7 protein-coding genes and 2 pseudogenes are annotated in these 14,782 nt (G+C 67.8%); 1 reads left to right on the top strand and 8 read right to left on the bottom strand.

Translation table 11 applies throughout. The annotated features are described in order from the left end of the window. Positions 1 to 214: 214 nt before the first annotated feature. The 3 genes from VI08_RS20790 to VI08_RS07450 form a co-directional block, all read right to left on the bottom strand. Entirely contained in the window at positions 215 to 850 is a 636-nt protein-coding gene (locus tag VI08_RS20790; RefSeq protein ID WP_052697753.1) for a TMEM175 family protein, read from the bottom strand. A 127-nt stretch (positions 851 to 977) separates the two neighbouring features. Continuing rightward, positions 978 to 2,372 carry a sugar porter family MFS transporter gene (locus VI08_RS07455; RefSeq protein WP_045828907.1) on the bottom strand — a complete coding sequence of 465 codons (1,395 nt, stop codon included), beginning with the start codon at positions 2,370 to 2,372 and terminating at the stop codon, positions 978 to 980. Positions 2,373 to 2,475: 103 nt separating this feature from the next. Further along, positions 2,476 to 3,240, bottom strand: a complete 765-nt coding sequence (locus VI08_RS07450; protein WP_045828906.1) for an SDR family NAD(P)-dependent oxidoreductase — start codon at positions 3,238 to 3,240, stop codon at positions 2,476 to 2,478. 205 nt (positions 3,241 to 3,445) lie between these two features. On the opposite strand from VI08_RS07450, the gene VI08_RS07445 reads away from it, so the two are divergent. Further along, the gene (locus VI08_RS07445; RefSeq protein ID WP_045828905.1) at positions 3,446 to 4,207 is read left to right on the top strand and encodes a helix-turn-helix domain-containing protein; all 762 of its coding nucleotides are present in this window, start codon (positions 3,446 to 3,448) and stop codon (positions 4,205 to 4,207) included. Here VI08_RS07445 and VI08_RS07440 read toward each other — a convergent pair. From VI08_RS07440 to VI08_RS07425, 5 genes and pseudogenes are all read right to left on the bottom strand, one after another. Further along, a complete protein-coding gene (locus VI08_RS07440; RefSeq protein WP_045828904.1) occupies positions 4,204 to 4,626 on the bottom strand; it encodes a VOC family protein in 423 nt (140 codons plus the stop codon). The two genes, VI08_RS07445 and VI08_RS07440, sit on opposite strands and share 4 nt — an antisense overlap. Before the next feature lie 46 nt (positions 4,627 to 4,672). Further along, positions 4,673 to 5,122, bottom strand: a pseudogene (locus tag VI08_RS22500) (methyl-accepting chemotaxis protein); the annotation flags it as partial. Positions 5,123 to 5,224: 102 nt separating this feature from the next. After that, a pseudogene (locus VI08_RS22495) lies at positions 5,225 to 5,953 on the bottom strand (PAS domain-containing protein); the annotation flags it as partial. Positions 5,954 to 6,087: 134 nt separating this feature from the next. Next, positions 6,088 to 8,457 carry a penicillin-binding protein 1C gene (gene pbpC, locus VI08_RS07430; RefSeq protein ID WP_045828902.1) on the bottom strand — a complete coding sequence of 790 codons (2,370 nt, stop codon included), beginning with the start codon at positions 8,455 to 8,457 and terminating at the stop codon, positions 6,088 to 6,090. 1 nt (position 8,458) lies between these two features. Further along, on the bottom strand, positions 8,459 to 14,497 hold the full coding sequence (locus VI08_RS07425) for an alpha-2-macroglobulin family protein (RefSeq protein ID WP_045828901.1): 6,039 nt from the start codon (positions 14,495 to 14,497) through the stop codon (positions 8,459 to 8,461). Positions 14,498 to 14,782 lie beyond the last annotated feature (285 nt).

Below are 14,782 nucleotides of genomic sequence, written 5' to 3'. Positions count from 1 at the left end.
TTCTCTAGGTCGTAGTTCAACGGCCCACTATTGGGCCGCCGGCAATTGGGGTGACACGGGTCACCCCGCGCGGCACGTGCCGGGCCCGACTACGCGAGCGCTGGAGAAAGTGTGTCGGATTACCCCTACAGAGGGATATGGAAGTTTCCTCAAAAATCTGACTTTTTGTGCCGGGAAACGGCGGGACGGAGAAACTGATTTGTGTCCTGTTTTCTCACGCCTCGGCAGGCGGAATCGTGCTACGCCGACGGAAGCCGCCCTTGGCGAACCACGCCACCACCAGCGGCATCAATACAAGGGGCAGGTTGCTCGGCCCGGGGATCCAGAACGCGAGCACGAACGAGCACACCGACATCAGCGGCAGGGCCAGCGTGCGCCGGCGCAGCATGGCCACTTCGTCGTCGGTCACGCCCTCGCGCAGGTAAGGCGCGCGCAGGGCACCGCGAAACAGCCGCCATTGCAGCAGCCCGGCCACGAACAGGTTCATGGAATAGAACATCTCGGGCACGCGCTCCGTTGCATGCGTGCTCATCAGCGCCGACGAGAACGGCATGAACGCGACCGACATCAGCAGCACCAGGTTGCGCCATACCAGTGACGGCGCGTAGCCGCTCAGCGCGCCAAAGACGCGATGGTGGGCGGCCCATAGCGCACCCACGACGATGAAGCTGAGGATGTACCCCAGGAAGTGGGGCAGCAGGTCGGCGAGCGCCTGCAGCCAGGCCATGTCACCGGCGCCCTCGGGGTGGGGTACGTGGATCTCGATGACCAGCAGCGTGATGGCGATGGCGAACACGGCGTCCGAGAAGAACGTCAGCCGTTCCAGTTGCGTTTCCTGCGCGTTTGACATGCTCGTCGGCTCCCCCACCGTGGCGTGCCGCCGATCATCGCCTTGGCGGCCCTGCCGAGGCAACTGCCGGGCGAAAAAAAGGCCCGGGACGATGCCCGGGCCTTCCGCACTACCGCGATGCGGCGGCTCAGCTGCCGATCTTCCGCAGCGGCTTGCCGCTCATCAGGTTCCGCTCGATCTGCTCCAGCGTCACGCCCTTGGTCTCCGGCACCAGCCAGGCGGTGAGGACGATGAAGACGGCATTGAGCACCGCGTAGAGCCAGAACGTCTGCGCATTGCCAATGCCCGAGAGCAGGCTCAGGAAGGTCACGGCCACCACGAAGTTGGTAGCCCAGTTCATGCAGGTGGACGCAGCGATACCGAAGTCACGGCCTTTCAGCGGCTGCACCTCCGAGCACAGGGTCCAGATCAACGGGCCGGCCGACATGGCGAAGCCGACGATGAAGAACAGCAGCATGCCCACGGTGAAGATCTGCTCGCCGTGGCTGTGGATGCCCATGCCCATCATCGTGCCCACGACGCCCAGGCCCACGGCCATCATGGTGAAGCCGGCATACAGGATGGGCTTGCGGCCAAGGCGATCGACCAGGGCGAACGCGATCAGCGTGGCCAGCACGTTGGTGAGGCCCACGGCGGCGGTGAACCACATCTGTGCCTTCGTGTCGTAGCCCATTTCCTGGAAGATGCGCGGCGCGTAATACATCACCACGTTCATGCCGGTGAACTGCTGCATGGCCTGCAGCAGCATGCCCAGGCCCACCGAGCGGCGGAAGTTGGGGTTCTCGCGGAACATGCTCCAGCCGTGCTGCTTGGTTTTCAGCGAATCCTCGATGTCGGCGATTTCCTTGGCCACCACCTGCTCGTCGCCACGAAGCTTGGCCAGCACGATCTGCGCATCTTCGCGGCGGCCGCGCAGCAGCAACCAGCGCGGGCTATCGGGCAGGAAGAACAGGCCGACCATGAACAGCGCGCCTGGCACCGCGATGATGCCGAGCATCCAGCGCCAGTTGCCCGTGCTGCTGAATGCCGTATCGGACAGGAAGGCGAGCAGGATGCCGATGGTGATCATCAGCTGGTAGGTCGAGATCATGGCGCCACGGATACGCTCCGGGGCCACTTCGGCGAGGTACAGCGGCGCGGTGAAGGTCGCGATGCCGATGGCAAGGCCGAGCACCAGGCGGGCGGCGATCAGGCTCTCGGCGTTCCAGGCCATGGCGCAGAACAGCGAGCCACCGATGAACAGCACGGCGCCGATCAGCAGCGAGCGCTTGCGGCCCAGCGCGGCCGAGGTCCAGCCGGCGGCCAGCGCACCGATGGCGGCGCCGATCGTCATGACGCTCACCACCCACTCGATCATGCTGTCGGTGGCGCCGAAATCCTTCTGGATGAACTGCTGCGCACCCGAGATGACGCCGATATCGAGCCCGAACATGAGGCCGGCCAGCGCGGCGAGGATACACGTGGTGACGATGGCCGCCTTGGGGTGGGCGGCTTCGACCTGTTTCTTGACGCTTACATCCATGGGGGTATTCCTGCAAAGCAGAGGGACCCCGGCATTGGATGCCGCGTTATGTATTCAAGTTGTCCATGCCGCGTGCCTTGCCCGTGATGCGCGCGGCTGCGATTCAGGCCCAGCCGCCGTCGACGAGCCAGTTCTGGCCCGTGCACATGCGGCTGTCATCCGCCGCAAGGAACAGGGCGGCGCGCGCAAGATCCTCCGGCATGAGGTGGCCCGGCATGCACTGCACGCGTTCGATCTCGGCCTCGCCCTCCTCGTCGAGCCACAGTTCGCGCTGCTTTTCGGTGATGACCCAGCCGGGGACGAGGCAGTTGATGCGGATGCGGTCGCGGCCCAGTTCCCGGGCCATGCCATAGACGAAGCCCTGGATGGCGGCCTTCGCGGTGGCGTACATCGGGTAGCCAGCGTTGCGGATCATCCAGCCCGTGGACCCCATGCAGATGACGGAGCCGCCGCCCAAGCTGCGCATATCCGGCAAAATGGCTTGGGTCGCGAAGTACTGGTGGCGCAAATTGGTGGCCAGGCTCTGGTTGAATGCCTCGGGCGTGGTCTCCTCGAACGCGTGCCGGGCATCGTTGGCGGCATTGTTCACCAGCACCCCCACCGGGCCCAGCGCGCCGCGCACCTGGTCGATGGCACCGCGCAGGGCATCGATGTCGGTGAGGTCGCAGGGGACGAACACCGGGCGGTGCCGTGCGGCGTCCAGCCGGGCGACCAGCGCCTGCCCCGCGTCCTGGTTGATGTCGAAAAACCCCACTTTCGCGCCCTGTTCGGCGAAATGGGTGACGAACGCTTCCCCAATACCACTGGCGCCGCCAGTGACGATCACCGTGCGGTCGACAAGGCTGGGATAGGTGGCGAATGAGGTCATGGGCAGGCTCCAAAGGCTTTGGATGAACAGCCGTCCATATACCAGAGCCGGTGCCCGCGGCGCGTTACCGTGACCGATGGCCTATAAAGATTGGTGGCTGGGCACCGAAAAGCATAAGGACGGCCAAGGAAATCGCGACCTCTGCTGTGGTAGCGTCGAACTGCTATTTGCTTGCGTTTACTTTCCAATCAGCTTGTACACCGCCTTGACCCAGCCGAACGCCACCAGCCATATCGATGACCCCACCCTGACGACCCGCGACGCCGCGCGCCTGCTGGGCATCTCTGTCAGCACGGCCCAGAAGTGGATCGAAAGCGGCGCCCTGGCATCGTGGAAAACACCCGGTGGCCACCGCCGCATGCGCCGCAGCGCGGTCCTGGCCCTGCTGGAGGAGCGCACGGCGCTGGCGGCCGACCCGGTCGCGGCCATGTCGCCGGAACTTCGCGCCGAACGCTCGCCGAACTACCCGGTGCCGGATGACGAGCCAGCGCGCCTGCGTGCCGTGGGCCGCACCGGCCTGCTCGATACGCCGCCCGAGCCGACGTTCGACCGCATCACGTGGCTGGCGGCGCTTATCGCGGGCACGCCGGTGTCGCTGATCACGCTGCTTACCTCGCGCCGCCAGTTCTTCAAATCGCACCGCGGCACGCGGCTGACCGAGACGCCGCGCGAGTGGGCGTTCTGCGGCCATGCCATCCTCGACGACGATATCCTCCTCGTCGAGGATGCGCGCAAGGACGATCGCTTCCGCGATAACCCGCTGGTGACGGGCCACGACCACATCGTGTTCTACGCGGGCTGCCCGCTACGCAGCCCCGATGGCCTCGCCCTCGGCACGTTGTGCGTCATCGACAGCGAACCGCGCCAGCTCGATGCCACGCAGAAAGAGGGCCTGCGCGCCCTGGCCACGATCGCCGAGGATGAGATCCGCCTCTACATGGCCGAGCACGGGCGTCGCTGGGCCTAATCGGCTTTCGCCCAGGGGTCGTAACTGCCGAAGTACCACAGGCGCCCCTCCAGGTCGCGCGCGGAGTACCCCGCGCCGCCATAAGGCTTTTCCTCGTACTCGTCGATGATGGTGGCGCCGTGCGCCCTGGCGTTGGCGTAATGGGCCTTCAGGTCGTCCACCACCACGTAGGGGCATTGCGTTTCGCGCCCGCCCACCTGGTCCGGCTGCACGATGTGGTCGGCGAAGCCGGCCTCCTGGCGCACGGAGCCGAGCATGACCATGCCGCCGCCGTAGGTGAGCTGGGCGTGCAGCACGATGGTGGGGTTGGTTTCGTCGGTATGCACCGCGTGTTCGCTGAAGCCGAAGGCATCGCAAAGGAAGCGGATGGCCGCGTGCGCGTCGCGGTAGCGCAGGCCAGGGATGATGGTGCTGGGCATGGGCGGGACCCTCCGGGCAAGGAGGGCCCACGATACACCGGCCGCGTTACGCCAGTTCGGCCACCGCGCGGCGGACGGAATCGATGCCGCCGGCCTGTGTGTTGGTGGCCTGGGCCACGTCGGAGACCCGGTCGAGCAGCGTGGTGACCGAGCCGAGGATGGTGCGCATGGCTTCGCCCGCTTCGCCGCTGCGCTCGCTGCCCTCGCGGACGCGCTCCATCGTGTTCTCGATGAGGTGGCGGATATCCTTCGCGGAATCCGCGCTGCGCTGCGACAACATGCGCACCTCCTGTGCCACCACCGCGAAGCCCTTGCCATGCACGCCCGAGCGTGCCGCCTCGATGGAGGCGTTGAGCGCGAGGATGTTGGTCTGGAAGGCGATGGAGTCGATGAGGCTGACGATCTCGGCGATATCGCGCGCGCCATCCTGGATGGCGCCCATGGTGGCGATGACGGCATCGACCATGGCGCCGCCATCGGCGGCCGAGCGGCTGGCCTGGCAGGCCAGCGCGTTGGTGGCACGGGCTTGCTCGGCGATGGCCGGCACGGTATCGGCCAGCTCGGACAGCGAGGCGTGCAGCGTGCGCGCGGCGCGTGTCTGGCAGGTGACGTCGGTGGCGTACTTCACCACCTTGAAGGGGCGGCCCGCCATGTCGAAGATGGGGTTGTAGCTGCCCTGGATCCACACTTCGCGGCCATGGCGGTCCACGCGGTGGTACAGGCCGGAGTCGTACTCGCCACGGCCCAGTTTCTCCCAGAATGCGTGGTACTCGGCGCCTTCGCGCTCGGTGCGGTCGACGAACATGCGGTGGTGCTGGCCGATCACCTCCTTGCGCGCATAGCCCATGGTGGCGAGGAAATTGTCGTTGGCCTCGAGCACGTGGCCATCGAGCGTGAAGCTGATCACGGCCTGTGCCTTGTCGATGGCGGCGAGGCGGCCCTCCATGTCGGCGGCGCGCAGGCGTTGCGCGGTGACATCGGTGGCGAACTTCACCACGCGCACCGGGCGGCCGCGGCGATCGAGCACGGGGTTGTAGCTGGCCTGGATCCAGATCTCGCGGCCACCCGCGCCGAGCCGGCGGTACAGGCCCACGTCGGGCTCGCCGGCCCCGAGGCGCTGCCAGAATGCCGCGTAGCCGGGCGTGGCGGCTTCGGCCGGGTCCATGAACAGGCGGTGGTGCCTCCCGACGATGTCGCGCAACGCGTAGCCGGTGGTGTCCAGGAAGTTCTGGTTGGCGGAAAGGATGGTGCCGTCGAGCGCGAACTCGATGACGGCCTGCGTGCGATTGAGCGCGTCCATCTTGCCGCGCACATCCGAGCACTCCATGCCCAGGAGGGCACGGAGGCGGGTGGTGATCCTGGAAGGCATGGGGCCTGCTCCGGTGTGTAGCCTTGTCGCGCCCTTTATCGACGACGCGGCGGTGCATCTGAACGGTGCGTGCCGAAATTACCCACAGGTTCTTACTGCACCGCGCCGATGCCCAGTTCCCGGCTATCGGTGGCGCCGCGGTCGTCCACCACGCGGACGAGGAAACGGCCGGTGCGTTCGGGCACCCACATGAGGATGTGCCCCGCCGGCACGCTGCCGATGTACGCATCGTCGACGAACCAGTAGAGCTTGCGGGCGCTGGCATCGGTGGTGGCGGTGAAGCCGATTTTTTCCGAGCCGATGCGCGATACGCGCAGCTGGTAGGTGCTGCCCTTCAGTGGCGACGTGATGCGCGGTGGGTCGCCCGGCGGCTGGCCGCCCCCCTGGCAATCGGGAAGCGGGGGCGGCGTGCGCCGTGGCATGCCGGCCTGGGCGAAGACGCGGGCCAGGTCCGAGGGCCAGTACTCGTAGACCTCGGTGTGCGTCGCTTCCGGGTCATAGGGCGGGCACGCGGGCTTGCCGCTGCGGTTGTCGACGACGACAGGGCGGTGCACCGTGCTGACCCTGATCGGCGACTTGCCGGGGATGAACCAGGTGCTGCCCACCTGCGGGCACCACGCGTTGGGCAGGTCGCCGCTGGCCAGGCAGATCGGCACGCGGCGCAGGTTGGCCGGGTTGCGCCGGATAGGCTCGGCAAGGCCGGGGCGCTCGGCCTTCAGCGCGTCGGCGATGCGGAAGAACAGCGGCGCGGCCGCATCCACGCCGATGAAGGCGGGGTTGCCGGTGCTGTCGAAGTTGCCGATCCACACCACCAGCACGTACGGCCCGAAGGCACCTGCCGTCCACGCGTCGCGGAACCCCCACGACGTGCCGGTCTTCCAGTAGATGGGCAGGCGCGACGGCTGCGCCGCCACGGCATCGTCGGGCCGCGGGTTCTGCCGCAGCATATCCATGACCATGAAGCTGGCTTCGTCGCTGAGCAGGCGCGTGCCCTTTGCCTGGGGTTGCGCCGCGAGCATGCGCAGGGGGCGGAGTTCGCCGCGGTTGGCGAGCATCGCGTAGAGGCCGCCCAGCTCCTGCATCGTCACTTCGCCACCACCGAGCACCAGCGCAAGGCCGTAGTGCTGCTCGGTCTGCATGCGCGAGACGCCCGCGTCGCGCAGGAACTGGTAAAGGTTGGGGTTGCCGAGTTTCGCCGCCACTTGCACCGCGGGGATGTTGCGGCTGCGTACCAGCGCCTGCGTCGCCGTCACGGGCCCGAGGAACCGGCCGTCGAAGTTCTCCGGCGTGTACGGGCCAAAGGCCGAGGGCACGTCGCGCAGCACGGTCTCGGGGTGCAGGATGCCCTGGTCGAAGCCCAGCGCGTAGATGAAGGGCTTCAGCGTGGAACCCGGCGAGCGCTTCGCCTGCGTGCCGTTCACCTGGCCGAAGATCGACGGGTCGAAGTAATCGGCCGAGCCCACCATCGCCTTGACCCCCATGTCGCGCGTATCGATGAGCAGGGCGGCGGCGTTGCGGATGCCACGCTCGCCGGCATGCGCGATGTATTGCTTCACCTGGCGCTCGAGGCTGTGCTGCAGGCCCAGGTCGAGCGTGGTTTTCACGCGCATCTCGTCGTCGCCATCGAGGCGGCGCGCGGCCAGCACCTGTTCGACGAAATGCGGCGCCTCGAAGGGCAGGCGCGAGAGCGGGCGCAGCCGCAACGGCAAGTCGAACAGCGGCCGTTGCGCCGCGTCGCCCGGGTGCCTGCCCACCCAGCGCGCGTAGAGGCGGCCGCGCGAGGCTTTCAGGGCCGTGTCGATGACCCCGGTGCCGTTGGCGTTGCCGGGCACGCCGCGCGCGGGCTCCTGCGGTATCACCGCCAGTGTCAGTGCTTCCGGCAGGCTCAGGCGCGATGGCGGCTTGCCGAAGTACGCGAGGCTGGCCGCGCCCACGCCTTCCACGTTGCGGCCATAGGGCGCCGCGTTGAGGTAGGCCTCGAGGATGTCGTGCTTGGAGTACTGCAGCTCGAGCTGCACCGCGCGGGCCGCCTGGATGAGCTTGCCCCCCGGGCTGCGGGTATCGAGGTGCCACAGCAGGCGGGCCAGCTGCATGGTGATCGTCGACCCACCCTGCGGGTTGCCGTGGCGTACATAGGTGACCCACGCGCCACGTAGCAGGCCCCAGGCCGAGACGCCGGGGTGCCAGCGGAACCAGCGGTCCTCGTGCAGCAGCACGCCATCGACCAGCGCGGGGGAGATGTCTTCCAGCGGCACCCACAGGCGGTAGCGGTCGTCGCTGGCCAGCGTAAGCCGCAACAGCTGGCCGTGGTCGTCATACACAGCCGTGGACGAGGGCAGCCACGCGCGCAGCGGCTCGTGCGGCCAAAGGCGCACGGCCACCGGCACGGCCGCGACCAGCAACAACGCCACCAGGGCGTTGTGCCAGCGCGGCCAGCGGACGCGGGCGAACCACCGCTTCACGTCAGGGCCTGGACTCCACCACCAGCTTGCCGTTGCCCGGCGCGGTGGCCTGCGTGCCACGGTCGTACAGCGACTCGACCTGGGCCGGCGGGATCACGAAGGTGCCGGCGTTGGTGGCCTTGATGCGGTAGATGAACTCCTGCACGTCGGTGGAGGCGTAGCCGTACACCACCACGCGGTCCTCGCGCACGTCGGCGTATTCCGGCTTCCACGTGGATGCCGGGTCGCCGATGGGCGAACGCCAGGCCGGCGTCGCATCGTCGCCGCTCTCGCCGCCGTCGCCGCCCTCGCTGTCCTCGCTGCCGTCCATCGCCTCGGTGCCATCACCGTCCGCGTCGGTCGTGGATTCATCCGACGACGGCGCGGCGGCCTGGTCATCCGGTGACGTCGGCGGCGCGGTATCGAGCACCGGCTCGAAACCGCCGGGCAAGAGATCGGTGATGGCGATGTTGTCGACGCCATCGGCGCGGGTCGCTCGGATGCGCACGTGCACGTCCACCTCGTCGCCCACGGCCACCTTGGTGATGGCGTTGCCCTTGGTATCGGTATAGCTGCGGGTGATCTCGAGGCCATCCTTGCGTGTCTGCGTCGACGGCACGCGATCGAAGCCGGCCTGGCTCACCGCGTACCACGCCGTCAGGTCGGCGTCGTTGACGAAGCGCAGGCGCTGCGCGGCGGCGGGGTAGCGGGCGCCCAGCACAACGCCCTGCGGCTGGCCCACCTGGGTCACCGTGCCATCCTTCGCCACCGAACCGATCTGCAACTTGTCGACGACCGCGCCGCCCTCCTTCGCCCAGGCATCGAGGGCAAGGATCACCATGCCCGACGACAGGGTGTTGTAGTGGCCCTTGCCCAGCGGCCGCACGAGCGTCTCCACGATCGTCGGCGGCAGGTCCTTCGCCAGCTCGGGGAAGTGCTTCGCCAGCAGGTACAGCGTGGTGGCGTCGCGGATGGGCGTGTCGTAGTAGTCCGCGTACGTGTACGCCTCGTCCGCCGGCTTGCGGGTCAGCAGCTTGCGCGGGCCCGCCATGAGCTCGTTCGCCACCTTGTCCTGGTGCAGCAACTTGTACGAGGCAGCCACCCAGGCCGCGGCCAGGTCGTTCTTCCAGGTCGTGGCGTACGCCTCCTGCAGGCGGCGCTGCACCGAGGCGAGGTCGTTGGTGGTGACCACGCCCTGGCGCGTCAGCAGGTAGATCGCATACGCCCGCTGGCGCATCTCGGTGAGGCTATCGCCGCTATCGTCCTGCGCCAGCTGGCGCAGCGCCTTGTTCGCCGCATCGAGCATGTCGCGCGGCACGGCCACGCCGCGGTCGCTCGCCTCGATGAGGTAGTGCACGGCGTAGTCGGTGGCGAACACGTGGGTATCCGGCGTCGCCGTCCACAGGCCGAAACCGCCCTGCCCGTTCTGGCGGGCACGCAGCGTATCGAACAGCGCGGCCACCGGGTCGGCGGGTGCCGGCGCATCGCCCTGCATGCGGGCGGGCTTCACGTCGCCAAACTCCGGCCGCTTGCCAAGGATGAGCGCAGGCATGGCCGCGCTAATCACCTGCTCGGTGCAGTAGTGCGGAAAGTCCACGAGGTACGCGGCGAGGCCACGCGCCAGCACCACCGGCACGGTGGAGAACGACGCGTCGCGACGTGCGTACTCATCGTGCATGTCGCGCAGGTTCGCCACGTCCGCGCGGGTGTGCGCATCGACATGGCCAAAGGCCAGTTCGGTGCGCATGGCCGATGCCGGGCGCACCGACAGATCCACGCCCTGCTTCGCCGTCTTGCCGTTGGCGCCCGCGCTGAACGCGAGGTGGCCCGAACCAAGCTTGTCGGTGGCGCGGACGCGGAAGATGGCCGCGCCTTCGCGCATCTCGCCCAACTCCAGGGTCTTGGTGGCATCGCCGACCACCTGTAGCTGCGGGCCGACCTTCAGTGCCACCGACACCGGCACGGTCTTGCCGCCGAGTCCCGTGAGGTTGTTGGCGACGCCCACGCTCACTTCGGCCTCGTCACCCGGCGCCAGGGTCGTCGGTACGTTGGGCGAAAGCACGAAATCGCCGCGCACCGTGGTGGCGCCTTCGAACGTGCCCACGCGCTCGGGCGAGACGGCAACGGCCATGACGCGCAGCTTGCCGTTGAAGTAGTCGGGCACCTTCCAGGTGATGTCCTTCGCGCCATCCACGTCGACGATGCCCGACCAGAACGCCACCGGTTTATCCTGCTTGCGGCGGAACGGATTGAGCTGGCGCCCGATGGCCCCTTCCGCGTCGCCGCCCGGGGCCGCCAGCGCGGTGAGCTTCTTGAAGTCGGGGATGATGAGGTCGAGGATCTGCGACGTGGAGACCTCGAGCATGCGCTTGCGGAAGAAGTATTCCAGGGGGTCGCCCAGCTTGTAGCGCGCCACCTGCAGGATGCCCTCGTCCACGGCGAACACCACCGCCCGCGTCGGCGCGCCCGAGGTGACGTGGAAGGTGAGGTCGTCGCCCGGTTTCACCAGTGCCGGCGTCTGCACGGTGATGCCCGCGCGGCGTGCATCCATGTTCACCGAGAACGGCACCACGCCGAACGACAGCGGGCTCATGAAGATCTCGTCGGAGGACGGATCACGCACGTACTGCACGTTGATGTAGCCGTTGCCTTCGAAATCCGCCGGCACGGTGATGTGCTGTACCGAACTGGTGGTGTCGGCGTGGAACCACGCGTGCGCGTACACCTTGTCGCGCTCGATGGTGATGAGGCCGCTACCGGCGTACGGCGCGCGGATGGCGATATCCACCGCCTCGCCCGGGGCGTAGTCCTTCTTCGACAACGAAAGCTGCAGCTCGGCGTTGCGCTCGAGCGAGCGCGATACATTGCCCTCGCCTGCCACCGACCATGCCACGCGGTTCACTTCCTTGCCCTCGCCGTTCTTCACCACGAGGGCGAAGTTGCCCGGCTTGTTCGTGGGCAGCGCCACGTCGAGGCCCGCCGCAGGGATGGTCAACGGGGTTTCGGAGAGCGTGGTCTCGCGCGCCTTGGATTCGTATTTGTAGACACCCGAATCCTGCTTGGTCAGCACCGACACGTAGCGCGTCTCGACGATGGCCTGCTTGAGGCCGGCCAGGTCGATGCGCTTCGCCCCGGGGTTGATGGCGACGAGGTTGACCTTGCGCTCGGCGTCGCGGCTCACGTAGTCGAGGTTATCCGGCGCGCGGTAGCCCACCAGCCAGTCGTTCGACGACACCATGCCCTGCGTGGCGGCGGCGACGCTGCGGCCCCCTTCCGCCTCGTAGGCCTTGGCCAGGAAGTAGAGCTGGTAGGTGGCGTCGGCGTAGCGCGACAGGTCCAGCGCGAATTCCGCATGGCCCTTCGCGTCCGACTTCTGGTCGGCCAGCTTTTCCTCGAACCCGTCCTTGGCACGGCGGATATCGTAGAAGTGGTAATCCTTGAAGCTGGGGAACGAGGGGAACGCCGGGCGCAGCGTCAGCGAGCCCTCGACGCGACGGCCTTCCGCCGGCGTGCCGAACAGGTTTTGCACATCGACCAGGGCCTTCAGCTGCGTCGGCTTGACCCAGCCCTCGGTGACCGCCGACGACAGCTTCGCCGATACCTTCATGCGATCGGGCTGGAACTCCTTCACTTGCACCGTGGTGTCGCCGATCTGCGAATACGGCTTGCCGTCCTTGGCGATATACAGGTTCACCGTCCAGTTGCCGGTGGGCGAGGTTTCCGCCGTGGTGTAGTCGAGTTCGGCGAAACCGGCCTGGTCCATCGACACGGGCTGCTGGCGCACCGTGGTGCCGCGCGGGTCGACGATCTGCGCCACCAGGGGGATGCCGGTGACGCTGCGCGTCCAGCTGCTGGCGCGGACGATAAGGCCGATGTGGAACTGGTCGCCCGGGCGGTAGATGCCGCGGTCGGAGAACAGGTAGCCGGCGAGGCGGCCCTGGCTGCGCGGGTTCACGTCGCCGCCCACGTCGAAGCGCGAGAAATCGAGCTGGCGATCGTACGCGCGCACGGGCAGGAACGACAGGTCGTCGCCCAGGCGCACCACGAACATCGCCGGTTCCTTGTCCTGCGTGAAGCCGGCCAGGCTGGCGAAGTGCGCGCGGCCATCGGCACCCGTGGCCTGCGTGAGCAGCGTGGTGCCGTTCTTGGCGATGACCGATACCGAGGCACCCGCCGCCGGCTGGCCGCCGTGGATGCCCTGCACGAAGACGTCCTGGCTGCCGTCGGCCGATTTCTTGGCGATGACGCCGAGGTCGGTGATGACCACGAGGCGCTCATCCTTCGGCCAGTCGTACGGGGTGTAGCCATTGCCCTGATCGAAGCGCTTGCCGGCCTCTTCCGCCGCGGCGTCGGCGTCTTCGCCGGCCTCGCGTTGCGCGGCTTCGCGTGCCGCCTTCGTCGCGTTCTCGCGCATCTCCTTCTCGCGCGCCGGGTCGTAGCCGGTGAGCTTGAGCAGGAACACGCCGCGCTTGCCGGCGGCCAGGTACTGGCCCAGGTCGAAGCCCTCGTAATGTGCCTTGCCCGGGCCCTCGTCGTTGATGGGGATCGTCTTGGTGAAACGCTCGGCGATGTCGTCCATGCTGACGCCGTACATCTCCGGCTTGGCGAACGTACCGTTGTTGAGCGAGACCAGGTGCTGGAGCTGGTCGGGCAGCACGCGGCCCACCTGGACGCGCAGGCCCGGCATGTTGCGCGACACGATGGAGACGCGGCGGTCGCCCGAGAGCGACAGCAGCGAGCCCTCCGACATGAAGCGCAGCAGGCGCGGGTAATCCGGCACCGTGAGCATCTCGGTGTAGGCCTTCGGCATCACGTAGCCGCCGAACGATGTCATGCCCTTGTCGATGCGTACGTACAAGCGGTCGCCCGGCTGGGCATGGAAGCGGAAGCTCTGCGTTTCCGACCAGTCGTTCTCGGTGGGGACCACCTCGGGCTTGATGGCGTTGAACGTGCGCAGGTCGGCTTCGCTGATATCGCTGGCGCCGTAGTGCTTCGCATCCTTGGGCACGACCCAGGCGTGGATGCGCTTGCCCAGTTCGGTGTCGCTGACGGCGCCGCCGAACGTCATGGTGACCACCTGCTCCGGTTCGAAGCGGGCGTTATCCACCAGCGTGGCCTGCATGTCGTCGATCTTCAGGCTGTAGAGGCCCGGCACGCGCACCGAGGTTTCCATCGCCTTTTCCGTGCCGTCGCCCCCGCGGCTGCTGCGGACGCCATCGGCCAGCTTCATGCCCACCGAGCCATCGTCACGCGGCAGCTGCAGCGGCATGGAATGGACGAACGCGTTGAGGCGGTGCTCGTCGTACGTGACGCTGAACTTGAGCTCGCTGCCGTGCTTCTGGTCGTGGTCGCGCAGGTCGAGCGCGATCCGCTTCTCGAGTTCGGCGGCATCGACCGGGTAGTTGAAGGCCAGCTGGATGATGGTCTTCTTGCGGGTGGGGTCTTGTGGATCCTGGTAGAACTCGCCGTTGACCACGCGGGCGGTGAAGGGGGCGGTCTCGAACGTGGCGTGGTCGTCGGCCAGCAGGATCTGCGGCGCGAACACCCTGGCCTTGTCGAAGCGGATATCGACCTTGCGGCCCACCGGCCAGTCGGCGGCGGGGGTGAAGACCAGCGTGCGGTCGTCGGTCCACTTCCACTGGCCGCCCAGGCGCGGGTCCATGGCGATGCCGTCGGTGACTGGCTTGCCCAGGGCCTCGATGCGCGCGGCCGATGCCGAGAACTGGATGACCAGCGGGTGGATCTCCGCGGTGGTGCCCGAGTAATCGGTGACCGCCGGTGCGCGCACCTCGAAGGTGACGCGGTTCGGTTCGACCGCCCTGGGCCGGTTCTCCCACCAATGCCAGCCGAACCAGCCGGCGGCCGCCAGCGCGAGCACCCCGGCGACGGTGCCGGTGAACTTCAGGGGGTGCTGGCGGGCGGCCCGGCCCGTGGCCGGTACCCAGGCCGGGGCCGACCAGGCCACGTTGCCGAAGATGGGCCGCAGCAGGAAGGCGAGCAGCCAGCCCAGGCCGCGCACGAGGCGCACCGGGAGCATCGCGAGGAAGCGCAGGAGATCCATGTTCCGTTCCGATCCTTTGACGTGTGGGGTGGGCACGCGCGCCGGCCCCCACCCGGAGGCGGAGGCGGTTCTTGGCGGTTGGCCCCGGAGATAGCCTGCACGAAACCCCTGACGTGCCGGCGGCGAGATTCTGACATAACACCGGCAGGCCGAGGGCCGATGCGGGGCGCACCCCGAAAGCAATACGAATAGTCTGAAAACGCTTACGTATCCGGCGGCGCGTGACCGCCCTCACGGCATGACGGAAAGGCATGCACGCCGCGTACACATTCGCGCTATCGTCCC

It is taken from the genome of Luteibacter yeojuensis (genome assembly GCF_000964085.1).
In the GTDB taxonomy this organism is placed as follows: Bacteria; Pseudomonadota; Gammaproteobacteria; order Xanthomonadales; family Rhodanobacteraceae; genus Luteibacter; species Luteibacter yeojuensis_A.
This window is presented reverse-complemented; position numbering and strand designations above follow the sequence as displayed.

Bases quoted from the DNA above. Each gene is read 5' to 3' on its own strand.
- VI08_RS20790 (WP_052697753.1), bottom strand. From the start codon at position 850: ATGTCAAACGCGCAGGAAACGCAACTGGAACGGCTGACGTTCTTCTCG.
- VI08_RS07455 (WP_045828907.1), bottom strand. From the start codon at position 2,372: ATGGATGTAAGCGTCAAGAAACAGGTCGAAGCCGCCCACCCCAAGGCG.
- VI08_RS07450 (WP_045828906.1), bottom strand. From the start codon at position 3,240: ATGACCTCATTCGCCACCTATCCCAGCCTTGTCGACCGCACGGTGATC.
- VI08_RS07440 (WP_045828904.1), bottom strand. From the start codon at position 4,626: ATGCCCAGCACCATCATCCCTGGCCTGCGCTACCGCGACGCGCACGCG.
- VI08_RS07425 (WP_045828901.1), bottom strand. From the start codon at position 14,497: ATGGATCTCCTGCGCTTCCTCGCGATGCTCCCGGTGCGCCTCGTGCGC.